At 35.0% G+C, this 25217-nt stretch carries 32 protein-coding genes and 2 pseudogenes; 9 read left to right on the top strand and 25 right to left on the bottom strand.

All coding sequences use genetic code 11. The features are described from left to right. Positions 1 to 6 precede the first annotated feature (6 nt). The 7 genes and pseudogenes from terL to MHB55_RS08085 form a co-directional block, all read right to left on the bottom strand. Positions 7 to 1416, bottom strand: a complete 1410-nt coding sequence (terL, locus tag MHB55_RS08115) for a phage terminase large subunit (protein WP_340862978.1) — start codon at positions 1414 to 1416, stop codon at positions 7 to 9. After that, on the bottom strand, positions 1413 to 2018 hold the full coding sequence (locus MHB55_RS08110) for a transposase (RefSeq protein WP_340863959.1): 606 nt from the start codon (positions 2016 to 2018) through the stop codon (positions 1413 to 1415). Before MHB55_RS08110 ends, terL begins: the two co-directional genes overlap by 4 nt. A 103-nt stretch (positions 2019 to 2121) precedes the next feature. Beyond that, positions 2122 to 2628, bottom strand: a complete 507-nt coding sequence (locus MHB55_RS08105) for a hypothetical protein (protein WP_340862977.1) — start codon at positions 2626 to 2628, stop codon at positions 2122 to 2124. After that, positions 2625 to 3059, bottom strand: a complete 435-nt coding sequence (locus MHB55_RS08100; RefSeq protein WP_340862976.1) for a hypothetical protein — start codon at positions 3057 to 3059, stop codon at positions 2625 to 2627. Before MHB55_RS08100 ends, MHB55_RS08105 begins: the two co-directional genes overlap by 4 nt. 280 nt (positions 3060 to 3339) lie before the next feature. Beyond that, positions 3340 to 3828, bottom strand: a complete 489-nt coding sequence (locus MHB55_RS08095) for a sigma-70 family RNA polymerase sigma factor (RefSeq protein ID WP_340862975.1) — start codon at positions 3826 to 3828, stop codon at positions 3340 to 3342. A 19-nt stretch (positions 3829 to 3847) separates the two neighbouring features. Next, positions 3848 to 4288, bottom strand: a pseudogene (ssb, locus tag MHB55_RS08090) (single-stranded DNA-binding protein). A gap of 4 nt (positions 4289 to 4292) precedes the next feature. Further along, positions 4293 to 4490 (bottom strand): hypothetical protein, encoded by a 198-nt coding sequence (locus MHB55_RS08085; RefSeq protein WP_340862974.1) that lies wholly within the window; start codon positions 4488 to 4490, stop codon positions 4293 to 4295. A gap of 103 nt (positions 4491 to 4593) precedes the next feature. Between MHB55_RS08085 and MHB55_RS08080 the strand changes: the two genes are divergently transcribed. Next, complete coding sequence (locus MHB55_RS08080) at positions 4594 to 4794, top strand: hypothetical protein (protein ID WP_340862973.1); 201 nt, start codon at positions 4594 to 4596, stop codon at positions 4792 to 4794. A 97-nt stretch (positions 4795 to 4891) separates the two neighbouring features. Here the strand turns inward: MHB55_RS08080 and MHB55_RS08075 are convergent, their stop codons facing one another. From MHB55_RS08075 to MHB55_RS08010, 14 genes are all read right to left on the bottom strand, one after another. Beyond that, complete coding sequence (locus tag MHB55_RS08075) at positions 4892 to 5872, bottom strand: DNA-methyltransferase (protein WP_340862972.1); 981 nt, start codon at positions 5870 to 5872, stop codon at positions 4892 to 4894. A gap of 41 nt (positions 5873 to 5913) precedes the next feature. Next, positions 5914 to 6333 (bottom strand): RusA family crossover junction endodeoxyribonuclease, encoded by a 420-nt coding sequence (locus tag MHB55_RS08070; protein WP_340862971.1) that lies wholly within the window; start codon positions 6331 to 6333, stop codon positions 5914 to 5916. Beyond that, positions 6330 to 6497 carry a DUF6011 domain-containing protein gene (locus tag MHB55_RS08065; RefSeq protein WP_191697271.1) on the bottom strand — a complete coding sequence of 56 codons (168 nt, stop codon included), beginning with the start codon at positions 6495 to 6497 and terminating at the stop codon, positions 6330 to 6332. Before MHB55_RS08065 ends, MHB55_RS08070 begins: the two co-directional genes overlap by 4 nt. Beyond that, positions 6494 to 6673: a hypothetical protein gene (locus tag MHB55_RS08060; protein ID WP_340862970.1), complete on the bottom strand. Its 180-nt coding sequence runs from the start codon at positions 6671 to 6673 to the stop codon at positions 6494 to 6496. Before MHB55_RS08060 ends, MHB55_RS08065 begins: the two co-directional genes overlap by 4 nt. Before the next feature lie 3 nt (positions 6674 to 6676). Beyond that, on the bottom strand, positions 6677 to 7606 hold the full coding sequence (locus MHB55_RS08055) for a DnaD domain-containing protein (RefSeq protein WP_340862969.1): 930 nt from the start codon (positions 7604 to 7606) through the stop codon (positions 6677 to 6679). Positions 7607 to 7656: 50 nt separating this feature from the next. Further along, positions 7657 to 8511, bottom strand: coding sequence for a recombination protein RecT (recT, locus tag MHB55_RS08050; protein WP_340862968.1), 855 nt, complete (start codon positions 8509 to 8511; stop codon positions 7657 to 7659). Between the two features lie 13 nt (positions 8512 to 8524). Beyond that, on the bottom strand, positions 8525 to 9460 hold the full coding sequence (locus tag MHB55_RS08045; RefSeq protein ID WP_340862967.1) for a YqaJ viral recombinase family nuclease: 936 nt from the start codon (positions 9458 to 9460) through the stop codon (positions 8525 to 8527). A 101-nt stretch (positions 9461 to 9561) separates the two neighbouring features. Beyond that, positions 9562 to 9765, bottom strand: coding sequence for a hypothetical protein (locus MHB55_RS08040; protein WP_340862966.1), 204 nt, complete (start codon positions 9763 to 9765; stop codon positions 9562 to 9564). 114 nt (positions 9766 to 9879) lie between these two features. Further along, entirely contained in the window at positions 9880 to 10593 is a 714-nt protein-coding gene (locus MHB55_RS08035; protein ID WP_340862965.1) for a hypothetical protein, read from the bottom strand. A 191-nt stretch (positions 10594 to 10784) separates the two neighbouring features. Further along, positions 10785 to 11054 carry a hypothetical protein gene (locus MHB55_RS08030; protein WP_340862964.1) on the bottom strand — a complete coding sequence of 90 codons (270 nt, stop codon included), beginning with the start codon at positions 11052 to 11054 and terminating at the stop codon, positions 10785 to 10787. Continuing rightward, the gene (locus MHB55_RS08025) at positions 11051 to 11581 is read right to left on the bottom strand and encodes an XRE family transcriptional regulator (RefSeq protein ID WP_340862963.1); all 531 of its coding nucleotides are present in this window, start codon (positions 11579 to 11581) and stop codon (positions 11051 to 11053) included. The genes MHB55_RS08030 and MHB55_RS08025 overlap by 4 nt, the downstream gene beginning before the upstream one ends. A gap of 71 nt (positions 11582 to 11652) precedes the next feature. Next, complete coding sequence (locus MHB55_RS08020; RefSeq protein WP_340862962.1) at positions 11653 to 11856, bottom strand: hypothetical protein; 204 nt, start codon at positions 11854 to 11856, stop codon at positions 11653 to 11655. 43 nt (positions 11857 to 11899) lie between these two features. Then, positions 11900 to 12568, bottom strand: a complete 669-nt coding sequence (locus tag MHB55_RS08015; RefSeq protein ID WP_340862961.1) for a Rha family transcriptional regulator — start codon at positions 12566 to 12568, stop codon at positions 11900 to 11902. A gap of 11 nt (positions 12569 to 12579) precedes the next feature. After that, positions 12580 to 12828, bottom strand: a complete 249-nt coding sequence (locus MHB55_RS08010; protein ID WP_340862960.1) for a helix-turn-helix transcriptional regulator — start codon at positions 12826 to 12828, stop codon at positions 12580 to 12582. A gap of 158 nt (positions 12829 to 12986) precedes the next feature. Between MHB55_RS08010 and MHB55_RS08005 the strand changes: the two genes are divergently transcribed. The 8 genes from MHB55_RS08005 (at position 12987) to MHB55_RS07970 (ending at position 19423) form a co-directional block, all read left to right on the top strand. Continuing rightward, entirely contained in the window at positions 12987 to 13349 is a 363-nt protein-coding gene (locus MHB55_RS08005; RefSeq protein WP_340862959.1) for a helix-turn-helix domain-containing protein, read from the top strand. A 171-nt stretch (positions 13350 to 13520) separates the two neighbouring features. After that, the gene (locus MHB55_RS08000; RefSeq protein WP_340862958.1) at positions 13521 to 14210 is read left to right on the top strand and encodes a PH domain-containing protein; all 690 of its coding nucleotides are present in this window, start codon (positions 13521 to 13523) and stop codon (positions 14208 to 14210) included. Between the two features lie 8 nt (positions 14211 to 14218). Beyond that, the gene (locus MHB55_RS07995) at positions 14219 to 15250 is read left to right on the top strand and encodes a thermonuclease family protein (protein ID WP_340862957.1); all 1032 of its coding nucleotides are present in this window, start codon (positions 14219 to 14221) and stop codon (positions 15248 to 15250) included. Positions 15251 to 15316: 66 nt separating this feature from the next. Continuing rightward, positions 15317 to 15598, top strand: a complete 282-nt coding sequence (locus MHB55_RS07990; RefSeq protein ID WP_445678230.1) for an excalibur calcium-binding domain-containing protein — start codon at positions 15317 to 15319, stop codon at positions 15596 to 15598. A gap of 158 nt (positions 15599 to 15756) precedes the next feature. Beyond that, positions 15757 to 16620: a ParA family protein gene (locus MHB55_RS07985; protein WP_340862956.1), complete on the top strand. Its 864-nt coding sequence runs from the start codon at positions 15757 to 15759 to the stop codon at positions 16618 to 16620. Further along, on the top strand, positions 16602 to 16976 hold the full coding sequence (locus tag MHB55_RS07980; protein ID WP_340862955.1) for a hypothetical protein: 375 nt from the start codon (positions 16602 to 16604) through the stop codon (positions 16974 to 16976). The genes MHB55_RS07985 and MHB55_RS07980 overlap by 19 nt, the downstream gene beginning before the upstream one ends. A gap of 770 nt (positions 16977 to 17746) precedes the next feature. Next, complete coding sequence (locus tag MHB55_RS07975) at positions 17747 to 18211, top strand: ImmA/IrrE family metallo-endopeptidase (RefSeq protein WP_340862954.1); 465 nt, start codon at positions 17747 to 17749, stop codon at positions 18209 to 18211. Between the two features lie 60 nt (positions 18212 to 18271). Next, positions 18272 to 19423, top strand: a complete 1152-nt coding sequence (locus tag MHB55_RS07970; protein WP_340862953.1) for a tyrosine-type recombinase/integrase — start codon at positions 18272 to 18274, stop codon at positions 19421 to 19423. Positions 19424 to 19748: 325 nt separating this feature from the next. On the opposite strand, the gene MHB55_RS07965 is transcribed toward MHB55_RS07970, so the two are convergent. The 4 genes and pseudogenes from MHB55_RS07965 to MHB55_RS07955 all read right to left on the bottom strand — a co-directional run bounded on the left by MHB55_RS07965 (position 19749) and on the right by MHB55_RS07955 (position 24120). Beyond that, positions 19749 to 20882 (bottom strand): site-specific integrase, encoded by a 1134-nt coding sequence (locus MHB55_RS07965; protein ID WP_340862952.1) that lies wholly within the window; start codon positions 20880 to 20882, stop codon positions 19749 to 19751. 176 nt (positions 20883 to 21058) lie between these two features. Next, positions 21059 to 21187 (bottom strand): annotated as a pseudogene (locus MHB55_RS22265) (DUF1998 domain-containing protein); the annotation flags it as partial. Positions 21188 to 22208: 1021 nt separating this feature from the next. Beyond that, positions 22209 to 22634: an ABC transporter ATP-binding protein gene (locus MHB55_RS07960; protein WP_191696304.1), complete on the bottom strand. Its 426-nt coding sequence runs from the start codon at positions 22632 to 22634 to the stop codon at positions 22209 to 22211. After that, the gene (locus MHB55_RS07955; protein WP_340862951.1) at positions 22627 to 24120 is read right to left on the bottom strand and encodes a ribonuclease YeeF family protein; all 1494 of its coding nucleotides are present in this window, start codon (positions 24118 to 24120) and stop codon (positions 22627 to 22629) included. The genes MHB55_RS07960 and MHB55_RS07955 overlap by 8 nt, the downstream gene beginning before the upstream one ends. Positions 24121 to 25217 lie beyond the last annotated feature (1097 nt).

The raw sequence follows: 25217 nt of genomic DNA, 5'->3' as shown, positions 1-25217 counted from the left end.
CTCTCTCTAATTAAAACTGTATACATCTCCTACACCAATCTTTTCGGCGATGCCTGTAGTAGCATCTGGAGCATCATCATGTTTGTTTTTACCTTCTTTTTGATACTTGCTCATAGCCTCATAATATTCTGGCCATCTATCCCTCCAGTTTGAAGGGAAGTAAATGTGATCCATCACCCAAGTAGCATTAGATAATATCCGAGCTTGCTTATTTTTCGATTGGTGGAATGAACGTACAAGCGTTTTATTGCTGTTATGATTTTGTTTTAGTAACCTTTCAACTGCACGCGCAAAGCCTCGACCGCCGTTATTCGATTCAATATCAGCATTGTTTACGTTTCCTTCAAACAACATTTTGGCTGTAGCTGGTTCAGTAACTTCCATACCGTCTTTTGTATAAAGAACATCAAGCGCATAAGCCTCGTTGTTAAACGTGACACCGTAATTGATAGAGCATAAGTAATCAGCACCTGTATCAGCTGTATCTGTATAATTCTTAATCTCTTTAAATTGTGGTAAGTTGCCATCATACGTTTTAAAGCTACTATATAAGCGACCTTTAACATCAATCGGTTCTTGCTGATAGTTTGCAGCAGCTATTTCAGGGCTCATTGCACGAACTTTACTCTCATATGATTTTCGGCTTAATATTTCATCACAAAGCATAGAGCCATCCTCTTGCTGTGCCTTTAAATTAATGTGGCGGACCTTTTTTCCCTCGTCTTTAAAATGAACAAGCGCTCGTCCTGCTAAATCTTTAGAGGACCACCGCGTCATAATGATGATTATTTTCCCACCTTCTTCAACACGAGACAGCATTGTATTAGTGAACCAATCCCAATGCTTATCAAGAACGGTTTCGTTATAAGCCTCTTCCGCATTCTTGATTAAGTCATCAATGATTAACAAAGAAGCACCGAACCCTGTTGCAGTACCAGTAGGAGAAGTAGCTAAGTAGTTGTTATACCCACCTTCTAAACTCCACAAGTTCATCGCACCATCACCATGTTTGATACGTGTTTCGGGGAAAATATCGCTATATACCACTTTATTTATGTCCGCTTTCATTTCGGATATGTCATTTCGAACGGCTTTCGAGAAAGTAGTCGATAACATTTCATTGTAGGAACCTGTCATGATCTTTTCATTTTGATTTTGTCCAAATACCCATTTAGCGAACATGGAGGCTGTACGGGATTTACCATGACGAGGGGGGACATTTACGATTAGTACCTCGTCATCCGATTGATAGAAATCTTGCATTTCATTACTCATATAAACTAAAAAAGCCCGGCTCTCTTTATAAAAAGTAGGAGCGAGCAAATTGCAAAATTTAAAAAAATTCTTTTTAGCTGTGTCAATTGCTTCAAGTTGCAATAACCTTTCCAGTTCCATTAATTCTTCATCTGTAATCATTTTAACTTCGCCTTCAATTCATCAATTCGTTTCTGACGTTCTTCTGGCGTTAACTGCTGAATAGTATTTGTTATTTCGCCACTGTGCTCTACCTGTTGTCTATCACGCCATTTGTCTGGCCTACGATTCTTTAACCAAAAAATTTGAGCAGTAGTGTCAGGGACAACTTCTTTAGTCTTTTCTTCTACCAGTACACTCTTATACTTGGATACTTGTAACTCTACTAGTCTAATTTCTTCCAATGTTGCTTCAGGATTATCCATCTTAAATCGATTCACAACAACCTGTTTTAGAGCGTAATGCTCTTCCTGTGACATTTCTACTTGTGCATACTTTTGTTCCTTAAATTCGTAGCCTAGCGCTCGTTTAAGCAAGGCGTTTTCCACTTGAAGGTCTATTATTTCCTTGCCTCTTTTTAAGGCCTCCGAAATCTCCGAATACTTCCTTTGCCAATCATATAAGGTTGATTGAGTAACCCCTATGTTTTGTGCTATTTGCTCATTAGTCAGTCCATCACGAGCCCATCCTTCCAAACGTATAAGTCCCTCTGGTGTAAGCCATTCAACATACTTCCCTTTAGCTCCACCTTTATTTTTCTTCACATTCAATGGCATCACCCCATTATGCTATTCGCTTCTATAAAAAAACATAAAAAGCCATATTCTCAATGAATATGGCTTTTTAAAAACTTATTTATATATATTTTTATGCGAGCTTTTTTTGCATTAGTGAGTTTCCCGCGTGTTCTTTCATAACCTCTAAGACATTGTGTAGAACTACACTAGCCAAACCAACGAAACCAATGTCATTTTGCACGCGTTCCCTCACCTTTTTAGGAGTACGTAAGTATTTTTTTTCGTATTCTTCTGCACATTCAAGCATAAAAAGTATATTGTCCTTAGGAGTAAGTAAATCTTTTATAGCCCATGCAACAACTAAAATTAAAAAACTTCCGCTCCCCATTTTCTTCTGCATTATTTTGTAATTTTCTAAGCTTATACTGTTCTCTTCCAATAATTCAGAAAGAAGAATATATCTTTCTTTATACATTTCAAAGTGTGCAGCAACCATAATAAACGGTAAGAAATAGATTACTGTAGAGTGGAGTAACGCTCTTAATAATGGCACCTTTTTTTCTCTAAGGACCAATATAATTCCTATTTGTATACCCAATACTGTAAAAAATAAGATAAAGAATAAGAAATTAATCATTTTTTTCTCCCTCCATCCTTTACTAACTTTTGCTGATCTTTTTTAGCTTTACTTATTTTTAATACATATTCAATTCCTGAAAACAATACAATCAATGCAACCATTACGGCGAAGAGAATATGTATATTTATTATACCCATTTTTCCTAATCTCATTACATCAGAAAAAGAAATATAAAATTGCCCTTTTATTTCTCGGATTGTCAAAAAGTCAATTACACCCATTAAACTAATAAGTGAAAAAAAGCCAAATACAATCATAGCTAATTTAATATATGCATCGGTAAACTTTTCATGATTTGAATGGTAATCTAGAATAAGCATAGCGAAAAATACTGTCATTGAGCTATAAAAACCATTCGAATCTCCGGAACTCATAATACCAACATATATTACTATAAGACTAATTATAGTTATACCTAATTTTAACATAACATATCCCCTTTGTAGCTATTACAAACTTTTGAATTGGGGTTAATTAATCTATTCGACAAAAAACAGATAAATTCCTTCCCATTCATATAAAAGCAACAAAGGTAATTATAACTAATTATGATAACAATTGCCTTACTTTTTTTTAATGCGAAAGACCTTCGGGAAAAATTACCTATATAAATAAGGTAGAAAATGGAATGCGCTAATAAACGCACCTCCACATTTTCTCCCTTCAATTATAATGATATCGTATGACTAACGTATGGCAATTGTTCTTTTAATATACTCTTTCTACCACTTTCTTTTTAGCTCTAGTAATGTAACTTTGAACTGTAGCCTTACTTACTCCTACAACTTCCGCTATTTTTCCCATACTCATACCTTGAGCTGTATAAAGAATAAAACATTGCCTTTCCCTTAATGACAAAGAAGCAAAAATATCTGCTAGTATTAATTTTTCCTCACGTGTTAAATACAGCTTTTTATTATTAATATCTAATTGCTCCATAATATCAGGTATTACTTCTATGCTTTCAAAATACTGACGTTGGTAGATCCCTCTTTTATCAATACCTCTAAAAGTACCAGGTTGTTTTCCTGTTTCCATCCATTCGATAGCAAAGGACATGCTTTCAATCATACTATTAATCTGTTTGATATCTTGCTCATCAACAGGGTTGTCTTTATCTAGGTATTCTTTTAATCTCCCGAGTTGCTCTCTACCAGCAGCATATTCACGTATTAAGTTGTCTGCCCAATTTTCCATACACTAGCCCCCTTAATATCTAAAATGGAAGATCATCACCTTGAACATCAATAGGCTTATCGTTAAATGGATCTTCATCCACCCTCGTATAATTCTGCTGATATTGTCCTGTATTATCGTTATTTTGTGAGGCCTGTCCGTTCCTTGGTTCTAAGAATTGAACGCTATCTACAACAACGTCAGTAGTATACACACGCTTACCGTCTTGCCCTTCATAACTACCTGTTTGAATTCGCCCTTCCACACCTGCTAAGCTACCTTTCTTTAAGAAATTAGCTGTATTCTCCGCTTGCTTTCTTCAAACTAGACAATTGATAAAATCAGCCTCTTTTTCACCTTGCTGATTGGTAAACGTGCGATTGACCGCTATTGTAAAACGAGCCATCGCTACGCCAGAAGGAGTGTATTTTAGTTCAGGGTCCTTGGTTAGCCTCCCAACTAGTACTACTCGGTTAATCATTGCCTCACTTCGCTTCCTTTTTTAAATTCTGATTAGATCTCATATGGCTAGGATGTTGCACCACATACTGTTGCTTGTTAAATCGAATGAGAGTAGCGATACCCTTCTTTTCTTTGATGATTTCCACTGGAGCCAAATTAGATGTGATCATCCTCAAAAACTTTGATTCTTGGGTGGTTGTGAAATCTTCAGTGATTGTCAATTTGGTCACTCCTTTGCGACGCTTTGTCTACGTAATGCGACATAATATTGTCTATATAACACTTCATTAATATGATAAAATTTACCAAAGAGGAGGCTACATAATGATTTCATTTTCATACAAAGGGATGGGTTTTGTTTTCTTATTATCCTTAGGATTTATTTATTCATTTTTACGAATCGGACAAATGACGGGAGAAATATCAGAAGCAGTAACCACACATATATATTTCAAATTATTTTTTTCCGTTTTTTTTATAATAAGTTTAATTTTATTTATTTACGGGTTAAAGAAAGATAAGTAAAATAACAAATGTTATCTGCCTGCTGTTTTATTAGAATCATTCATTCGAATTTCGCTTCCTTTTTACTTCGCTATTTGTTTCGACTGTGAGTGTCGTATTACATTTCATGAATCAATTCCAGTTGCACATCACTTAATCGTTTTTCAGCGATCTTTATATACTCTTGATTCAGCTCAATACCTACGAAATTACGACCATGTTTTAAAGAAACTAATCCTGTGGTTCCTGAACCAAAGAATGGATCCAGTACAACTCCATTTATAGGACTACCTGCCAATACACATGGCTTAATCAAATCTTCCGGAAATGTAGCAAAGTGTGCTTCTCTCAATGGTTTTGTAGTTACGGTCCATACAGATCGCTTGTTTCGCTTTTCACGAATTGCTCTAAATGCCTTGTTACCATACTTTCCGTTAAAAGAGCCTCGAACCTTATCTTCTCTTCTTTGCTTTTGTGGTTGACCGAATGTTGCTCGAGATCCTCTCACATCCTGCGTCCCATAAACCGCTTGTTCTTTTATGGTTTCATGATCGTAAAAATACTTAGGTGATTTAGATAAAAGAAAGATATATTCATGGGATTTAGTAGGTCTGTCAGTTACACTTTCGGGCATAGCATTTGGTTTATTCCAAATGATGTCTTGTCTTAAATACCAACCATCTTGTTGGAGAGCAAAAGCAACTCTCCAAGGTAAGCCAATCAAGTCTTTAGGTTTCAATCCATTCACAATTTTAGGTAACTTCACAATCCCTTTAAATTGACCTTCGCTTTGCATATGGTTATTTCCAGGATTACCTTTACCATCAGCATTTCTGCCTTTGCCACTTCCTGCATAAGCATCTCCGAGGTTTAACCATAGTGTGCCATCGTCTCGAAGGACTCTCTTAACTTGACGAAACACTTCCACCAATACATTTACATATTCATCAACAGAACTTTCCAATCCAATCTGTTCTCCCATTCCATAGTCACGAAGACCCCAATAAGGTGGACTTGTAACAACAGTATTTACACTTTCGTCTGTAAATGTTCTTAGTACATCAAGACAATGGCCTTGATAGATCTTATTAAGCTCCATCGTCTCACTCCTTAATTCGCTTTATGTTTCTAATCGACTTATCAAAAAGCAACCCTAACGACCACCCTCGGCTGCATGCTATAAAATTTCCTAACCGTTAAATTCACCACTTGGCTATCATCTTGCCAGATAACCTTGTTCAGACCGTCCTTAACACCCTTCACGTAATTATCTACATCTGGTTTAGTGGTCGGTCTTAATTCGCCTTGCTCAATAAGAGCTTGTTTTGGCTTCGTCTGATACTTTTTAGGTGTCGCCCTATAAATGTCTATGGCTAAGTCAATGGGTCCTGTTATAAGCTCTTTTGGGGCGTGCTGACCAGCTACAAGCTTTACGTATTGTTTAAAGTCCCTCGACTTATCAGGATCATAGAGGACAGTTTTACCTGTCCATGATTTTCCTGCCCTTGGTCTTCCTTGTGCTACTGGTTCACCTGGTATTTCAAAGAGTATATTGTTCATGCTCGCATTCTCTCCTGATATTCCAATTCTTCATCAATGGTCACTTGACGTTTAAGGAACTCTGCTTCAGCTTCCTCATGCTTTCTCTTACATACAGGTCCGTAACCTTCATCAATGCTTTTAGGAGTTTTCAATGGTTTGTTACATCGTTTACATGTACTCATCTCGCACCTCCAACAATTTGTTTTTCATGTAAAATCGTTTGTTTCTGAGGTCCAAATGATTCGATTAAGCATTTCCCAGAGCAAAACAGCTCAGAGCCCTTATGCCAAACCTCGTCGCCTTTATGAATGACTTTCTCGCAGCTTTCGTTTTCACATACAGCTACTGGTGATTGCATATTTCATCCTCCCAACAATTCTTGGCGTAACCTTCTACGCTCTGCTTCTATATCCATTACTACAGATTTTGTTTTAGGTGCTGGTTGATTAGCATCCTTACCAAACCATTCAGGTACTTTTTCTTCTCTGACTGATTTCGAATGTTTATGAGAATGTTGAAGCTTCCATTTTTCTTGAAGTGCAACCACTTCCTCAACTGAACTAATTTTTTTGGTGGACCAGTTCTTTAAGATTGATTCAACATAGTTCCACCTAAGAGCTCCATTCTCTATAGCAATCTTCATTGCATGTAAAACTAAGCTTTCAGATAGATCATCTATCCATGCATTAACTTTTTCTCCTACATGGGGAGTAATAGCTCCAAATCCGTTATTTTCATAAAATTCAAATGGATTGATTTCATTTTCAACTGCAACTGACGATTTTTTCTTTTCTTGTTGTTTTTCTTTTTCTTCTTCTTTTTCTTCTTCTTTTTCTTTTTCTTTTTCTTGCGCATCTAGTATAGGTACTGTACCGATACTGTATCCATACTCTATAAAAGCCTTGTTAGTATTGGACTCTAGCGCTAAAGACACATACTTTTTGACGAACAATTTATTTTTAATTAAATCCAATTCCTGAATTACTCTTGATATAACTTTTGGAGAGTTATTCCAGTTATATCTCACCCAATTAACCATAAAAATTTCTTTCGTTTTATCGTCATATTCAATTTTCTTATATTCGATAAAACGATTTAAAAGTTTTTCTACTATCTCACGGTTATAACCTGTTTCAGTTTCAATAATTCTCTTTGGTAATTCGTAGATGCCAATTTGGGAAGCCTTACTGTTCGTCATAAGATATATATAAAAATATTTTTCTTCTGGAGTAAGATCTAATACAAAAGCATCTTGCCAGAAGCTAACTTGAACGGATCTATAAATACTCACATCTAGGCTCTCCTTTCTTTAACAGAGAGAGGGGAAACCCCCTCCATTTTTTAAACCAACTTGTCCTCAAACACTTGACCTGGCATTAGTTCATCTTGGTTAGTTTTCATTTCTTCCTGTGGTTCCTCTACCACGCTATAATCTGTAACATCGATAATGTCACTCATATCAGCTGCAATCTCATTTTTAATAGTTGAGTCTGCCTCAATGGTTTTCTGAAGCTCAATTGATTTAGGAGCGTATTTCAATACCTCTTTTAATACAGTTTTCTTTGCCATTGCATCGAAATTAGTCTTCCAAGGGCTTGTCCATCCTTTTTGTACTGCTTGACTGAACTTCTGTGCATGCTGATCAATACGTTCTTTAGTCCAATACACGAAATCATATCCACCATTTTTAAGATGATAAACTGCATAGTAACCAATCGGTTCACCTTCTGGTTCAGTAGATGGTTTATGAATCAAGTCTTTATTCAATCCGTACTGAAACTTAAACTCATCGTTTCCATACACTTCATGAGCATAAATTGCCTTATACTGTCCGCTACGTACTGCTAAATCAATTAACCCTTTGTATCCTAGTTGGAACTGAACGTTCTTTCCATAAGGGATTAGATAAGCTTGACCTAGCCCTGTGTTCGGTTCGACTCCTAATTGAGCCGATTGCATGATTGCTGCTAGGAAAGAAGTTTGGTCACATTCGAGTAACTTCGGTGTAGTACGAACTGCTGTAAGTGCAATACGAGCAATTCTGTCTGCATCCATATGCTTTGGTAGAGCTCGTTGAATCTCTGGCCCCATTCTTTTTAATAGAGCGTTTAATGTATTCTCAGGAGACACCTGTTTCTGTACTCCGTTGTTTGCCTTTGTAGCTAATTGATTTTTAACATCGGCTGTTGTTGCCATGGTTGTATTCCTCCTATTTGATTAAGAATTTTCTTTCTGACGTGGTATTCGAATATTTCTTATAGAGTTCAGGCTGTTCTGCTTTCAATCGCTTAGAATCGATTCTCGTAACACTATTCGACTTCCAAGTTATCTTTCGAGTGCCTGCATATGCTTTTTCGTTAGCGCCCATTAAAGCTTTTATTTGATTTTCATACTCTTTCTTTTTAGATTCCGAATCCTTGATAGCGGATTTGATTACTTCCAATGCTTCTAAGAGTGTTTCAGCATCTTTTGAAAGGTTTATCTCTGACTCTGGTTCAGATTCTGGATAAAGAGCCTTTAATAAATCAACCGAGGCATCAGATCCATCGAATGCTGGAGGAATTTCTATCAAAACATGGTTTTCCCAAAAGTCTCTTTCAATTTGTATTAGATAGCTGATAAGCTCCTCATCGCGGTCTACTTTTTTATGGATGAACTTGTTTCCGCCAATCAGAACAGCAATGTGCCATGCTTTATATCCGGTAACTGCCATGTAATGCTGTATTTGGAGTAAGTACGCTGCAGGAATTTCTTCATCTTCCCATTCACCTCTTAAGTACTCCGAAGCTGTTTTACATTCCAGGCCTTCTTGTTTTCCAATAATCAAGCGATCCACATTTGCGAACATGAAATGATGTTCTGGATGTTTAAGAATCGCATTTTTTCGTCTAACCTTTAATCCAGTACGTATACTGAACTCTTGAGCCACGATATCCTCCATTACATTGCCCCAATAGGCAGCTTCACCAGCAGTATCTTCTATAGGAGACTGTCCTACTTTATCCAAGTAAACAGCTACTGGAGACTTCCATTTATTTAGTCCTGCGATAGCTGAGACATCACTGCCTCCAATCCCTTTACGCCTAGCTTCTAGCCATTGTTCACGACTCATGTCTACTGTTTGAATCAATGATTGAGCTTGCATAACTATCCCTCCTCTTGTCATATCCAAGGATTCTCGTTATAATAGAGACATCCGTTTTATAAGAGAATCCTTTAAGTCCGCTACTCCAATAGCGGATTTTTTTATGCACTTAAATCAACTGCCAGGTTTTCTTCAACAATGTGTTCACCCATATGCTCTGTTGAACAATACAAGTAACCATCCCACTCATAACCTTCACCTTCATATAAATCTTCCTTGCAATGTCGATAGTTGCAGCACCCAACCTTTCTAGGCTCTCTTAAAGGTTCTTCGTAGCCGTAACCTGCTACCATTGGGTTTTCCATATAATCACCTCTTTCCGATGGTTGAATCCCATCAAGAAGTCTAGGAAAGCAAAGGGGGAAATCCTAGACTTCTTGACGGGAGCCAAAAGCTCCGTCAATAAACAACACTTACTTTTAATCGTAATCAGGGTTAGATATTTCTAATTCAACATCATCCTCATCAATGATTAACTTAGCCCCACGTGCATACATCTTAAATAGTGTCTCTTCCAAACCATGAAAGCCTCTCATAATTGCACGGGCATCAAATTCTCTAATATCTCTCTTATTACTAAAACGCCCCTCTTTTATTTCGATGTTTTTAATTTTTCCAGTATCTTTCTCAACCCAAAATCCATATTTGCAATCATATTTATCCTTACCTGATTCAGAATCAAGGTAGATTATTTTCGCTAGACTGAAAGAATTATCTATGTGCATCGACATTTCGTGGTAATCGTCATATCCCAACTCATCTGTGTCAATATCATTTGCTAGTTCTTTAACTAACTCAGATAGCTTGTACTCATCTTTGGTAACTGATAACAATTCTTCAAGCGATTCATTTATTCTAGCTACACCCTCTGAAGCGATTTGATCATTTAATTTTTCTTTTACTGCTGATAGGATTGTAGCGTTATACGTTGTAAAATTTAGCTCTTTTAGGTTGATCGCAAGTTGTGACTCTACTTGTTCTTTTAGACTTTTAGAAAAATCACTCCAACTTCCGAAAGCATCTTTCACAATCGACTCAACAGTTGAAGAAACGTGCTTTTCAACAATATCCTGCACCTTACCTTCCGATTCCAATTTCGCTAAGCTAGCAATAACCATTTTGTTTAAATCCATTTTTATTTCCTCTTTTCTATTTTTGTTTAATCATCAAATAGTGGTATAATCAATTTAGATATTTGTTTAAGTGCTGATTAACTTTGCCGAGTTAGTCAGTTTTTTTATGTTCCGTGTTCAAACTTCCCCACATATTCCCCAATAGAAGTGCCGCACCAATAGAAACAACATAGATAATTACACTCTCAGGACTATTGAACATTTCGTTTCACCACCATCACATTAATACCAGCCGCACCAAATTCATCTAGAAGACCTTTCATCTTTATCTCAAGCATTTTTCTGTTAGCTAAGTTTTTTAACGTTTCCAGTGATTTTGTAATGTCACGTACAAATAATAGAGCTTCTTCTAAATCACCAGTTTTTACACAATCCTCAATCGCCTTACTGCAATCTAAGATGCTTGCACGCTCTCTTAACGCTGCATGGTAATCTTCTTTTTTAAATAAATCCGTTCTCACCCTAACCACCCTTTCGCCTTCCATCTTGGTAATAGCCCTTTAATACAGTTTTTTATGGATAACCCATAATCTTTCTGCAGCTGAATCAGCATGTTATCTATAAAACCTCTTCCATCAAGGAGTTCTTCCATAAGAGCTTTAATCTCCTCACGCTCTTCCTTAGAAATAATAGTCGGAGGCTTAGCTAGACAAACTTCTTTCATCTTGCTTATAGCTTCTTGTAATTCCTGAATCGTGTAAGCTTCAATAGATAAACGGTGTTGCTCGATATGCTTACCTCTAAACACTGGAGAGGTATATCCTTCGCTAAACTCGTGTAATACATCAGTGATATATTCTGGATTGTCATATGTTTGGATAGAAACCTTTGCAATGTCTTGTTGCATCTTCCTTCTATCATTTTTCATGTGACTTCCTAGTTGGCGACTTATATTCAAATCAAAAGCTAGTTGTTCACCATTTAATTCTTCTGATTCCATTAAACGTGCTACCTCGTTTCCCATGTTTGCGGCGTTTTTGATTGTCATTTCTCCCACATCTCCTTTGTATCTGAATGGTTATTTATTGATACGGTCACATCTCGTAGAATGAAGTTAGCTTAGAAAGAAACACTTTTTTCTTCATCCTCAATTAAAAGCCAACGATCAATTACATCTAAGTCGAAAATTAGAATGCCTGGACTTGGACGTCTGCAAGGAATATCCTTTGTTTTTAATAAACGATAGATAGTTGTTTCCGACATATCGCAGTTAATTGATTTTAGATAGTCAGACAAGGCTTTTGCTCCTCGAACTTTTCTCATGTTAGTCCCTCCTGTTTACTGGGCGGTTATTCGCCCTCCTCATTTATGCTGCTCTTCTTGGAATCCACGCTTCAATATAACGAATAGCCATTTGAAGATCTTTACGTTTAACATCTTTATAGGACGCAACACCAAATCTATCTTTAATTTCACGGTAAATTTCACGGAACATTTTAGGTCTCAATTCAGATAAACTCTCTAATTCATAAACTTTTATGGCAACCGCTTTTTGTAATCTCCTTTGCTCACCATGATCTATAGTTATTTGATTTTCTACTTTAGCTTTTAAATCCATAACTTCTACCTTCAGTACTTCTACGTCTTCAGATGTCTCTAATGATAATTTTAAAGATGCCTTTAATTGCTCTTTTTCGGACAGTACCTTAGGTTTTCTAATTTCCTTTTCCATCTCATCAAATCTTGTGACATATTCGGCGGTGAAAAGAATACCTCTTTCACCAGTCATTTTGTTTGCTACCATATCGCAGCCTTTTTTAGTAAGCAAAAAACACGGACGTTGCTCTTTTTTGGCATCTTTATAGTAATGTGGTATGAAGAATTCTGACGAGCGCAAATTTGCGCTGGTTAAAACGCTTGAATATTGCCTAATGGAACGCATTAACTCTTTATGTTCTTTGCCGGTCATTTCAGCAACTTCGCGACTATCTGTAACAAGTTGTCCATCGATTGATAATACTTTTAATTGACACATCATAATCCCTCCTAAATAACTTCTTTTATTACCGTTTCGGTAACATCGTTTTTAAAAAAAAGCTTTTCAATTGGTACCTTTAAAATAGTAGCAATCTTAGAAATGTCTTCAACACTCATGTTACGAATACCACGCTCTTTATAGTAATATGCTTGGTACCCTTCATACCCAAGTAATTTTGACATTTCTTCGATAGAATAACCCTTTGAGTTTCGAACTTCTTTGATTAAATTAAGATTAATTACCATATTTTTATCCACTTAAATCCCCCCTCCAAAATTACCTTATTGGTAACATAACTTTATATTAAATTACCTTATTGGTAATGTCAACATTTTTATTACCGATTAGGTAATATTAATTTTTACCGTTAAGGTAAATGTTAAAATAAATACATAAATATATGAGGTGAAACTAAATGGCTACTTTAGGAAGTAGAATTAAAAATCTACGTGAAAAACATGATATAAAACAAGTAGACTTCGCCAAAAAAATTGGAGTGTCCAATGTCGTACTTTCTCGATATGAGTCAGATGAAAGAAAACCTGATTATGAAATGTTACAAGCTATTGCAGATTTCTTTGAAGTATCGACTGATTATCTATTAGGAAGAACCGAAATAAAAAATCTTAATAATGATTCAAACAACGAGGAATTCGAAACCTGGATGAACGACCCTCGCTCTAAAATATTATTCAAGGAATTCAACGAGAGTTCTGAGGAACAAAAAGAAGCATTGCTAAAAATGTGGGAAATTTTGAAGAGTCAAGGTAAGTTATAGAACAGCATTACGAGATATAGTTTTTTTCTATGTCTCTTTTTTATAAATTTAATATAGTAGTATTTACGTAAATGGGCATATATTTATGTCCTACTTTTTTACCCTTTGACTTCAAATATAAAGTAATTAAGGGATAATAGGGATTCACACTAATTTTGGAGGTAATAGACTATGAGTTTTTGGAAGAAGATATTGGGCAACGAAGACTTAAGCTCTGAGAAAAAAGACGAAGTTCTACGTCAACAAGCATTAAAAAAGCGTGATAAAGAACGTATTAATGATGAAAACAGAAAACTACAGGAAAAATATCTTGGAACTGGTTTCGGAACTGGTTTTAATTATTCGCTCTACAAAAACACTATTCTTTATTTTGAACAAGTAATTTTGATGCCGGATGAATATGTACTTTCATCTATCTCAGCTGAATACGATAAAACAAAAAAACGTGAAATCAAAGGTCTTTTAGTAGCAACTAATCTTCGCTTAGTATTTGTAACTCGAGGCATAGGCTTTGGAGAATTTTTCGAAGAATTTAATTACAAAAAAATCAATGGAATATCTTTAGCACCAGATGGTTTTGGGCAACGAGAACTATTAATTGATTACGGTAGGTCTCGCAAGGTTTTCGATGACATTACCAACAACAAACGATTCACTGAATTCCTTACGACAGTAAGAGAGAAAATAAATGAAGCACGTCAGAACTCGACCTTATCAGCCAAAAAAACTGTGCCTAAACCTTCAAGCAAGTCGAATGAAGATAGATATACTCAACTAGAAAAAATTGCACAATTGAGAGATCAAGGAATACTTTCACAAACAGAATTTAATAAAGAAAAAGAAAAAATACTAAATTCTTAGGAGGTTCTATGAGAAAACGTACAATAATACTATTAATATTTTTTCTTTTCATCCCTGCATTATCAGCCGCACTTGCTGCCCCACTGAGTTTATTGGGTTGGTTAATTGCAGTGTTTGGTTATTACCAATTGAGACAACAGAGAAAAGGAAAGTTGACATTTTCAAGACCAAAGTTTTTTATTATAGGTGGTATCATCCTTGGATTTTTCATAACTGTGTTAACAGTCCCGGATGCTCCCCCTTCAGAAAAAACAATTGTAGAAATAAAGAAGGAAGTTTCAGTAAATAAAAAAGAAGCCGATCCTAAACAAGAAATTTCTCAACCCGTATCCCAGCCAATCCCACCCACAAGTAATAATGGTGCTGAAACTACTTCCAGTGAAAAAGCTACAGTAACCACTGGAACAACAGACCTTATACCAGTTACTTTGGTTTCAATAACTGATGGGGACACAATTAAAGTAATTTATAACGGAAAAGAAGAAAATGTTCGTTATTTATTAATTGATACCCCTGAAACTTCGCATCCGCAACTTGGTAAACAACCATTTGGCGAAGAAGCGAAACTAAGAAACGACGAACTTATTAATAATGGAGAGTTATCTCTAGAATTTGATGTAGGTGAAAGAGTTGATAAATATGGCCGTTTACTTGCTTATGTTTACGTCGACGGAAAAAGCGTGCAAGAAACGCTAATTGAAGAAGGTCTTGCAAGAGTTGCTTATGTTTATCCTCCAAATACCAGACACTTAACTCCTTACGAAGAAGCTCAAAAGAGTGCTAAAACCAAAGGGCTTGGCATTTGGTCAGTTGAAAATTACGCGACCGATTCTGGATTTAATAGTGAGGTTGCATCTATTACCGAGCCTGTTACCGCTACTCCGGTAGAAAATTCTACAGCTACAAATACTACAGAAACGGAATGGTTTCAAAATTGTACAGAATTAAGAACGAAATATCCAAGCGGGGTTGCATCTGATCATCCTGCTTATCAATCAAAGATGGATAGAGATAAAGACAACTGGGCTTGCGAGAAATAACATAAATTAGTTTTGGATTATAACTTGTGTAATTTCAAAAATAAGGAAATAAGGAGAAAACAAATAATGATAAAAACAAAGAGAATTAAAATCAGTGTACCAATCTTATTAGCAACGACTTTAGTAATTGGGGTTTCAACTATCTCCCCCACTCCAGCTGATGCCGCAGCCAAGACATTTAAGAACTGCACAGAGTTAAACAAGACTTACAAAGGCGGTGTTGCAAAGGCGGCGAATATTAAAAATAAAGGCGGAGCTACTAAATATGCTCCTTTTGTTTCAAAGGAAATTTATGAAGCTAATGCAAAAAGTGATCGTGATAAAGATGGGATTGCTTGTGAGAAGTAGCTACCAAAACTATCTACAATCTTTGATTTGAATTTTTTACTCCAATTTTATTATTTTTAAACATTTATTCAACATGTAATTATTTTAAATAAACTCACGTAATTGGTTTCAAGAAAATTTACAGATGATAATATATTTAAATTTAAGGAGGAAATATAGTGAGCAAACAAGAAGTTACAGTAGAAAAAGACCCAACAAAAGTAATATCTTTTATAAATATGAAAGGAGGCGTAGGCAAGACTACACTATGCATAAATATTGCTTATACTTTGGAACGTGTTTTTAGCAAAAAGGTTTTAATTGTCGATATGGATCCCCAATTCAATGCTTCACAGTCCTTATTTGAGAAATTTAAAAATTATGGATATTATTTAGAAAAGAAAAAAAGAAAAGAGACAGTAAAGTATTTATTTGATCAAGACATATCACTTGTTTATGGCGGAAATACTGCTTCAACTGAAACTAAAATTAATCCAATCGAAGAACTTACTCCTAATCTACATATCATTGCTGGTGATTTAGATATGGTAAGATTAGAATCCTCAGAGAGAGGCACAGAAAACTTATTGAAAGTTTATATTCAAAATCTGCTTAAAAATGTGGATTATGACTATATCCTCATTGACTGTCCACCTACATATTCATTTTATACAACCGCTAGTTTAATAGCTTCGGATTTATACTTTGTTCCAATTAAACCTGATATTTATTCGGCATTAGGTATAGACTTACTAAGATTTGTTATTAATAGAGTCGATACTTTGCACGGTGCGTCGGCCAAACAACTGGGAACTATTTTTACAGTTGTTCAAGATATTCCTACTGTTAATAAAACAATTAATGATATTATTAAGTCAGAACCAGACTTTAATTACTTTCAAAATAGAATGACTGAATTTAAATATGTACCTAATGGTAGTATTTCAACATTCTTGTATGATATGTCTACCACTAGAGCAGAGATTACTTCAATTACTAATGAATTTATCCAGGAGGTAGCAAAGTGTCCCAAAACCACCTAATTAAAAATATTGTTATTGTTGCAGATACAAAAAATCTAGAAGAAAAAAAAATTATTCTCTATGGTATTGTAGCTGAAATTATAATTAGTAATACTTTAATCAAAAAAAATTCCGACTTTCAAGATTTCACAGAAGATTTTTTCGGAACTAAATTTAAATTCTATGTATATAAATCTCGAACACTATTGTTAGCTCGTTGTATACGATTGATTGAGAAATATGATTTAGATATGGTCAATACATTAGTTGATAAACTACAAATTGTTTTTAATATCCAACCTCCCAAAAGCAATAAGAATAATTCAAAAAACTTAGATGTATTATTAGCTTGGAAAAAAGTGATTAACCATGAGTAGGACATACTATGATGTAAATAAAACATATAAAGATGATTTCGCTACATACTTAATTTTTGTTAATAACCGGGCTGACAACTACTGTATAAATACTGCTTCATATCAAGGTCAACTCAAAAACCTATATAAACAAGTTTTTAGTATTATGACATTTCATTCTAAAGCTCTCTCAACTACAAATGTACATTTAAAAGAAGCAATACTTAATTTACCCATCGCATTAGACCTTTTGTTTACAAATAATGTTACCGCTTTTAGATTAATGGCGAGGTGTATTATAGAACAATTTGATAGATATCTATATTCTAATGTGACAAATGGAAACTCTGACACAATAAGAAATATGCACACATTTCTTAAATCGCATTACAAAAAGTATAAACTTAAAACATTTCTTGAAATTTTAACACGTGAGTATAAAAATTTATGTGAGTATGTTCATGTAACCAAGCCAGGCTATTTTTCAACTCAAAATAACCTCTCAGACTATTACTTTAATCCTAGCCAATCAAAGAAAATTAAAACGTGTATCAAGCTGTTCAATAATATTTTACAATGCATTATTATTATTTTAATATCAGAAGAGACAACCAACTATTTAACACTCACAAGAGATGATCAAGGGCTAATAGAATCATGTTTTATGGACGACGTAAGTAAATATGTAATAATTGAAAATTATTATACTAGAACAAGCACCCCTTTCTTTTGATGGGGTTTTCTTTTATAATCAAAAAAGAACATATGTTTGTTTTTAGGGGGATAACACCATGAGATACACTTATAACTTGATGGAAGAATACGTAAAGAAAATGTACAACTCTATTGGCATATATAGGCCGCACCAGTTGGATATGGAACTTATAGCAGCTTGTTTAGGAACTACACTCATATATTTACCATATGGATCAATGACAGTGGGAAATGCAATTTTAATCGACGATAGACTATCTCCTGCTGGCCAATGGCAGGATTTTGGCCACGAACTTTGCCATATAGAATGGCATGATGGGAATCAACGTGTCCTCCCCTCTTCTTATTTAAATTATCAGGAGTGGAAAGCCTCTAATTTCGCTTATCATGCATGTATACCTACATTTATGCTTGAAGGATTAGACTTACCCGCTTCTGAATCAAAATCTATTCATCTGCTACAAGAGACATTCAATGTTGAGTATGAATTTGCAAAAAAAAGGTTAACTCAATACATAAATAACTTTCAAAGTATCGGTTAGCTTCTTTATTAATACATATAATATGCGTATTGTAATGTTACATAAGAAAGGAAGGTTTATATGTCATCATTCGAAGAATTAATTCCAAGAAAGAAATATCGGTTATATGTAGAACTCGGAAATGACATAAGAGGAAATAGAATAAGAAAAACTAGAACTGTTGAAGCCAATGGTCCGAGGAAGGCTGATGAATTATTAAAACAATTTGAAAATGAAATAAGAGCATCATTACATCTAGAAGACGAAAATGCAACCTTTTCATCGTTTGCAACAAGATGGCTAAAGCACTTTGCAGAACCAAATTTAAACGTTTCAACTGTAGAAAAATATGAAATGTCACTACGATTACTTAATGATTATTTTGGGAACAAGAAAATCCGGGACATTCAAACGTTTCATATTGTTCAATTTTTTAATGATGAAATAAAGGCTGGCCGTGGTTCATTGGATTCCAAGTATAAAACATTAAAATCTATATTTAAATATGCTGTGAAATGGAAGGTCATATCAAAAGAATCAAACCCAATGACTGATGTGGGAAAGCCTAAAGAAAAGAAAATGCGTACAGAAAAAGAACAATTCTTTACGGCTGCAGAAATTCCGACTTTGTTAGAATCTATTAACACACTAGAAACTCATCAACGTATAATTTGTAAGCTGGCGATTTTTGGAGGGCTAAGAAGAGGAGAAATACTCGGCATTACAACTAACTCTATTAATTGGCATACTAATCAAATACACATCTCCCACTCATTACAAGTAACGAAAAAAGAAGGCATAAAGCTAAAAAATACTAAGACTGATGAAGAACGAACAATTACCATTCCAGCTGCTTTAATGGAAGAAATACGACTATATTATAGTAGCCAACAAAATATCCAACAAGAAATGGGTAACTTGTATAGTCCTTTTAGAAATGAAAATGGTCATGTAGTAGAGCTTTTATTTGTTGATCCAACCGGAAAACCTTATCGCCCAGATTCTATTACACAGTTTTGGGTTAGATTTATTAAACGAAGTGGATTACGCCAAGTTAATTTTCATGGGCTAAGACATTCTTCGGCCTCCTATTTACTTAGCCAAGGTGTAAATATAAAACTTATACAAAAGAGACTTGGCCATAAGGATATCAAAACCACACTTAATATGTATTCTCATGTAACTTTGGAAGATGACTCAGCTGCAACAGAGGCATTTGATAAACTCTTTTAATATCCGTCACGCGTGACGAACGTGTGACGAACTGCAGGCAAACATTTAATAAAGAATTTCTTTTTTGACAGACAATGGAACAGAAAACGTTGATATACATAGGTTTTAGTAGCATAAAAAAGCGAGAGAAAAGTAGTAAAAGTACCATTTCTAACCTCGACAAGGTGGGGGTCGCTGGTTCGAGACCAGTCGGGACCATCCTATTCAAAAGCCTAATTAACGTTGATTTATCAATGTTTATAGGCTTTTTCTTTGTTCAGATTTCCTATACATATGCCTCAAATTTTAAAGTTTGTCCGCAATTTGTCCGCAGGATTTTACTGTATTAGTTTGTTTGACTTTGAATAGTCTGATGAAACGTATCAGCAATGTCATTGTCAGTATTTGGTAATAAATGTGCATAGAATTCTAATGTTATCTTCGGATTTGCATGACCCAATCGCTTAGAAATTTTAACGATATCTATACCGGTAGAAATAAGAATGGATGCATGTGTGTGTCGAATATCGTGGAAACGAATGTTTGGTACCTTGGCGGTCTTGACAATACGTTTCATTACTCGAACAACATTGCGCGGATCTTGTGGGCTCCCTGTACTTGTGCAAATGACTAGGTCTTTATCTGCAAATAAAGTTCCCACCTTTTCCTTCCATTCTTCTATTCGTTTTTTTTGCAAAAATAATTCATTGACAATAAACTCTGGAATAGGGATTTGTCTCTTGGAATTTTTCGTTTTCAATGAGGTGAAAACATAACCCTTTTTAGGGACATGTGCTAATGATCTTTTCACATGAATTACTTTTTGTTCCAAGTCTATATCACTCCAATACAGCCCTAATATCTCTCCTCTCCGCATGCCAGTATAGATGGCAAGTAAAAAAGTTAAATAGTGTCGCTCTTCTTTACACTGACCAAGAAACTCCTGTATATCTTTAAGTGACCATATAGACATTTCTTCGTATTTCACTGATGGCGGATCTGCATCCCCCACTGGATTGAATATTATTTTCTTCCATTTAACTGCTTGGCTGAACGCTTGATATAATAGTTGATGCATTTTCCGAATGTAACTCGTACTATAGTTTTCTTGTAACTTTTGATTATAAAACAAATCAATATCCGATGTAGTAACTTTAGCTATTTCTTTATTTGCAAACAAATTATTTTTTAAGAGGTGTTTCTCTAAAATGTACCTACTGTTCATCGCGGATGTTTGTTTAATTCTATTACTGTAATGGTCGTTGAACCATTTTAAAATATAATCTGAAAAGATTTCTTTACTAAGCTCTATATATCGATTTTCATCTAACGATAATTCAATTTTCCTTGCAGCTGCCTCAGCATCTTTCTTTTTAATAAATCCGCCTTTACTTATCTGTTTACGCTTCCCTGTTAAGGGGTCACTACCTATATCAATAGCATAAGAATAGGTTTTGCCTCTTTTTCTAATGTGCGCCAATTATTACTTACCTCCAAATCAATTTTGCACAATATAAAGTAAACAAGTGGTCTAATACCAACTTGTTCACTTTCTTCTATTTTTATAAGGATTCTTCACCACAAATATTTAATTTTTTTGTTTAGTTTTTAACCAATCAAAAAACGATGTAAATCCTTATGTTTCATCTGGTTTTGTTAGTTTCTTAAACATTTATAACAATATGATTCACAGTTACTAACGCATTCATTTAATACATCAAATGTTTTCTCGATAATTTCATCAATGCGGTTGCCCGCTTCGTATGAATACCCAGCACCAGTACGATATTGCTCGTAATCCTCGTCTGTAGCGGTTACTTTGCTTTCTAATACCTCAAATGCTTCCCTTTGTTTTGCCGTTTTTCCTCGTCTGTACCAGTAGCGAAGTTTGCCGCTGTTCTATAGCGTTGAATGTCTCCGTAAATTTATTCCTCGAATGTTTGTAAGTTTGTCATTTCATAATCCCCTCTATAGTTAGTTTTGGAAATAAAAAAGAACGTCCGTCATGGGCGTTCTTAAATACGTTATTTTGGGTGTGCTCTCTTTTATTTATTAGGCAAGTTTTATTTATTCAACAAATCTTATGTTTTCCTATTTTCTTTTTCAGCCCATTTTATCAATTTCATGATAATCATAATAACAAACAAGAACATCACTAATGAAACTATCAGAGTAATAAAAAATCCATTTCCCACGGTTGAAAAAAATATAAAGATAATAGCAAAGAGAATAATAAAACCCCACATTTTTTGCTCATCTTTTGACACATTTCTAGTACTTCTCCATCCTGCCATAAGTGTAAGCACGCCCTCAACATTATTTTTAAATATAATTATAGCAGTAGTTATACTAAATATCAGAAAAAATAGTCCAACATTAATGATATTTGATATTCACGTTATTTAGCCGTACCTCTCAGATATTCTTCTACTTCTTCTTCAGTAAGCCAACGTGCAGGCACTCGGTAGCCGATCTCCTACTGCTTTGTAAATGCGTAACCACTTTCATAAAGCACTACATTTATCTTTTTTGTATTAAAATGTCTTTGTTCACTTATAGCTCTAAACTTGCCGATATTGTAGCGAATCAGTAGCCTACGTAGTGTAATTCGATAAGGGAGTCGATTCACTCTTTCTCTTCCGTTTTCTTATTCGGCACCTCCTAGTCAGCGTTAAAGATTCGCTTTTTGTTTTTGCGAATTAGGCACTCTCCCGCAAAGTCATAAGGGTTAGTAAGTCATTTGACCTTAAAGTTAAATATAAACATATAAAAAGGACAGCAGGTTTAAATCTACTGTCCTCCACTATTAATCGTAATAGCCCTCTCTAAAAACAATTACACTTTCAACAAGACTATCTTCAGAATCCTCAAGTTCAGGAACAAAAAGTCCAATACCTAGTGTGAAAGATAATAAGCCTGTTTCATCCAATTCAATATCACTATCTTGTGAAACAATAGTTGACTTCAGTTCTCTAAAAGGTCTTCCAATCATGTGTTTATGTGTAAATTTAGGGTCTGCTGGTAGTGCCATTTCAATTGCTTCACACGTATCGTTACTATCGTAATATATGTGTATTCCATGGTCATTAAATGCATCTGTAAAAGTATCAGACATAGGCGTTTTTTTAAATTCTACTACATTTCCTCCTAAAACATTTCTAACCTCATCTCTTGTCATGCCAAAACTAATTGGACCTACTCCCTTATTAGGAGTTATTATAAGTTCATTCATTTTTTACCCCACCCCTAGATTTGTTTAATCTTTTAGTATATTCTAACATTTGTCTAATACCTTCATCATATTTATTTCCAAACTTATTTCTTAAATCATTAATGTCCATATTTTGAGCCTCATTTAATTTCCCTTGTTCTATTAAAGATTTTTGCTGTGCTCTATATGCTCTTGCTTCTCTTGAGTTACCCCAACTCGCTGTTTGTCTATGGTCTATGGTTTCCATTCTTACACCAGGACCATTACCTCTACTTATCGGACTAACAGAATTAGCTGGCATATGATGGACTTCTCCACCATTACTTGGAACATCCTTATATGCACCTCCTGAAGGAACATCTTTAGGATTTCCAGCCTCTTTGCTACCCTTCACACTATCCTTAGACTTGTTTTCAACCGTAGGAGTTTTCTTTACAGATAGATCGCCTTTATATTTAAATAGTTTGGACCCCGAGGAAAAAGCTAGCTTGACCCCTTTTTTGACAATCGCGTGCGGTCTTAGATAATCAACAAATGCAAGTTTTGTACCCTCAAAGTACCCATCGAGCTCGCGAAAACCACCATCATCGAATTCCTCATCTACTTTGTCGACCACTTCATATTGAATTGGATTTATTGTCCCAAGCTGGTATTCTTTTACTATTAGACCATTTTCGTACAGATGGAAACTTAATAGGGTAAAGCTTCCATAGGCATCTCTCTTGATTGTTTTGGTCTTTTTACCCTCGAGTGCACGAAAAGTTCCCGGGGTAATTTCTGTACCAATCAGCTGTTCCTGTTCTTTTATCCATAAGTCATTTGGATTTAAATATACTTTTGGGAACAATGCTGTTCTTATCTCACTTCTAAACGTAATTACATTCCATTGACTTGGCAAGAAGTTTATATCCTTGACCCCTGCTTGGAATAGACCAGAGATTTCTGTCAACCACGTGTCCATCATCTGCAAATCTTGTTCAATTGGATTCAGTGCGTATGTCTGGGTAGCATCGAATTCATAAAGTTGGTTTAAAGTATCATCACGTTTTCTCTTAGAACTAATCACTCCCTCTTGCACTCCGCTATCGTCTAAATGAGGCAGGGCAACAATATCACTCACTTGATCCATGATACTATTTGCCTCATCTGTTAATCTAGCAGTGAGTTTGCTAATAAGCGTAACTCCCTGTTCTAGCTCTCCCTCTAGGAAATTTTCGAGTATGTAACCAGAGGAATCAGGTTCCAGTGAATGAAGTGCTGCCTCCATCTGGCTAAGGACTTGTTTAAACTGTTCAGAAAACGACTGGAAAAAATACAGAAGTGGTAAATGGCATTCCTGATAAAAAGAGCGTATGGCATTACCCCCTGCTCCCTTTAATTGTTCCTCCATCTGAACTAGACCCTTCACTGCATCGTTGATAGCTTCCATTTCACTGCTCAGCCTGTCTAACATAATAATGTTGCTCTGCAACCCTTCTCGAAATAAATCTACATCCAATACTTTCATAGATTTTGCCTCATTGAGCATCTACAAATAGCCACTTTACAATATTCTTTATTATACAATAATACCTCACAAGTGAACATTCTTCTCCCCCTCGCAAACTATCAATAGTTATAATATTCCATTTTCTAGCAAAAAGGTAAAGGTAGAAGTTAAAACAATCGCGAAAATAATCCTTAAGTATTAGTATACCTACAAAATCCTGATACTCTTTCACCATTAACTAAAGAAAATAGTAATTAAAGAGTTTGCGATGTATATAAATTTTCATTACTATTGTCATTAATAAATTTACTTTTAATAAAGTACTTTATATTTATAGAATGTCGATTCTAATGAATGTATGTTGTTATATACTTAGAGAGTATTTTATAAGATAACACATTCTAACTGTGTAACAATTAAATCATTTTAACGATTAGTCATTACCGAACCTGTAGTAGCCTCTTTCATTAAAAGAGTAATACAGACCACCTGTTTACTCTTTTGTCCGCATAATTAATTTTCCGTACCGTTTTTATTTTGCTGAAATGATTTACTCAACGACCTTGGGACTTGACCACTATGGAGTAGATATCGAAAAGATTGCTCTCTATAATAAATCTTTATAAAAATCGAAGTGTTTCAAAGGATTCATTCCAGGCTTATTGTTTCTTGATATTTGGATTAGGATGTGGCATTTCGAAATTTTTTGTACCTGTAACCGCAAATGAGCCAGGTACTTTCCAAGATTTTGTGGCGGCAACTCCTCAAGGAATTTTACTCGTACCCTTGGAGAAGCCTTAACCAGTATTGCTTGTACAAATTATATGAAGAGTCTAGTGCTTTTTCACGTCGTATACGTACACCATCCCAAAAGCCTTCAGCAATGCCTTTTTTCAAACTGTGGTAGGATTTTACGAATAGATTTTGATCAATATCTTCTATTTATTTATATGAATAGTTGATTCAGATTTTACGTTCCAACACAAAATTACTTTTAAGTAGTATCAAATGTTCTTTAGCAATCCTAGGTTAATTCAATCAACTATTTTTCCAAGCATTTTTACCCCGAAAGCCTAGATAGTTTTACATTTTGGAAATAATATTAACTGAAACCA

The organism is Psychrobacillus sp. FSL K6-1267 (assembly GCF_038003265.1).
Lineage (GTDB): Bacteria > Bacillota > Bacilli > Bacillales_A > Planococcaceae > Psychrobacillus > Psychrobacillus faecigallinarum.
The sequence above is the reverse complement of the archived record's forward strand: the minus strand, read 5'-3'. Positions and strand labels throughout refer to the sequence as shown.

Excerpts from the sequence above, each read along its gene's own strand:
- MHB55_RS08070 (WP_340862971.1), bottom strand. The coding sequence starts at position 6,333 with ATGAACAATATACTCTTTGAAATACCAGGTGAACCAGTAGCACAAGGA.
- MHB55_RS08040 (WP_340862966.1), bottom strand. The coding sequence starts at position 9,765 with ATGGAAAACCCAATGGTAGCAGGTTACGGCTACGAAGAACCTTTAAGA.
- MHB55_RS08000 (WP_340862958.1), top strand. The coding sequence starts at position 13,521 with ATGAGTTTTTGGAAGAAGATATTGGGCAACGAAGACTTAAGCTCTGAG.
- MHB55_RS08025 (WP_340862963.1), bottom strand. The coding sequence starts at position 11,581 with ATGACAATCAAAAACGCCGCAAACATGGGAAACGAGGTAGCACGTTTA.
- MHB55_RS07955 (WP_340862951.1), bottom strand. The coding sequence starts at position 24,120 with ATGAAAGTATTGGATGTAGATTTATTTCGAGAAGGGTTGCAGAGCAAC.
- MHB55_RS07990 (WP_445678230.1), top strand. The coding sequence starts at position 15,317 with ATGATAAAAACAAAGAGAATTAAAATCAGTGTACCAATCTTATTAGCA.
- MHB55_RS08095 (WP_340862975.1), bottom strand. The coding sequence starts at position 3,828 with ATGGAAAATTGGGCAGACAACTTAATACGTGAATATGCTGCTGGTAGA.
- MHB55_RS08045 (WP_340862967.1), bottom strand. The coding sequence starts at position 9,460 with ATGCAAGCTCAATCATTGATTCAAACAGTAGACATGAGTCGTGAACAA.
- MHB55_RS08060 (WP_340862970.1), bottom strand. The coding sequence starts at position 6,673 with ATGCAATCACCAGTAGCTGTATGTGAAAACGAAAGCTGCGAGAAAGTC.
- MHB55_RS08015 (WP_340862961.1), bottom strand. The coding sequence starts at position 12,568 with ATGTGTCAATTAAAAGTATTATCAATCGATGGACAACTTGTTACAGAT.
- MHB55_RS08100 (WP_340862976.1), bottom strand. The coding sequence starts at position 3,059 with ATGTTAAAATTAGGTATAACTATAATTAGTCTTATAGTAATATATGTT.
- MHB55_RS08075 (WP_340862972.1), bottom strand. The coding sequence starts at position 5,872 with ATGGAGCTTAATAAGATCTATCAAGGCCATTGTCTTGATGTACTAAGA.
- MHB55_RS08080 (WP_340862973.1), top strand. The coding sequence starts at position 4,594 with ATGATTTCATTTTCATACAAAGGGATGGGTTTTGTTTTCTTATTATCC.
- recT (WP_340862968.1), bottom strand. The coding sequence starts at position 8,511 with ATGGCAACAACAGCCGATGTTAAAAATCAATTAGCTACAAAGGCAAAC.
- terL (WP_340862978.1), bottom strand. The coding sequence starts at position 1,416 with ATGATTACAGATGAAGAATTAATGGAACTGGAAAGGTTATTGCAACTT.
- MHB55_RS08105 (WP_340862977.1), bottom strand. The coding sequence starts at position 2,628 with ATGATTAATTTCTTATTCTTTATCTTATTTTTTACAGTATTGGGTATA.
- MHB55_RS08065 (WP_191697271.1), bottom strand. The coding sequence starts at position 6,497 with ATGAGTACATGTAAACGATGTAACAAACCATTGAAAACTCCTAAAAGC.
- MHB55_RS07970 (WP_340862953.1), top strand. The coding sequence starts at position 18,272 with ATGTCATCATTCGAAGAATTAATTCCAAGAAAGAAATATCGGTTATAT.
- MHB55_RS07995 (WP_340862957.1), top strand. The coding sequence starts at position 14,219 with ATGAGAAAACGTACAATAATACTATTAATATTTTTTCTTTTCATCCCT.
- MHB55_RS08020 (WP_340862962.1), bottom strand. The coding sequence starts at position 11,856 with ATGAGAAAAGTTCGAGGAGCAAAAGCCTTGTCTGACTATCTAAAATCA.
- MHB55_RS07975 (WP_340862954.1), top strand. The coding sequence starts at position 17,747 with ATGAGATACACTTATAACTTGATGGAAGAATACGTAAAGAAAATGTAC.
- MHB55_RS07960 (WP_191696304.1), bottom strand. The coding sequence starts at position 22,634 with ATGAATGAACTTATAATAACTCCTAATAAGGGAGTAGGTCCAATTAGT.
- MHB55_RS08005 (WP_340862959.1), top strand. The coding sequence starts at position 12,987 with ATGGCTACTTTAGGAAGTAGAATTAAAAATCTACGTGAAAAACATGAT.
- MHB55_RS08035 (WP_340862965.1), bottom strand. The coding sequence starts at position 10,593 with ATGGATTTAAACAAAATGGTTATTGCTAGCTTAGCGAAATTGGAATCG.